Below are 226 nucleotides of genomic sequence, written 5' to 3' on the forward strand. Positions count from 1 at the left end.
AATCGGTCGCCGCCGGCTCGGAGGAGCTCAACGCCTCGGTGCGGGAGATCTCCGAAGCCATGACCAAATCGCGTGAAACCGCGACCAGTGCGGTGGAACAGGTCTCGGCTGCCGACGCGCAAGCCCAGCGCCTCACCGAAGCCGCACAGGCGATGAGCGGCATCGTCGAGCTGATCAACAACATCACGGGGCAGATCAACCTGCTCGCGCTCAATGCCACGATCGA

At 64.2% G+C, this 226-nt stretch carries 1 pseudogene; it reads left to right on the forward strand.

Going from position 1 to position 226, the window contains the following annotated elements:
* Nucleotides 1-226, forward strand: a pseudogene (locus AX729_RS07330) (histidine kinase); the annotation flags it as partial.

This window comes from Bradyrhizobium sp. CCH5-F6 (assembly GCF_001556045.1).
Taxonomy (GTDB): Bacteria; Pseudomonadota; Alphaproteobacteria; order Rhizobiales; family Xanthobacteraceae; genus Bradyrhizobium.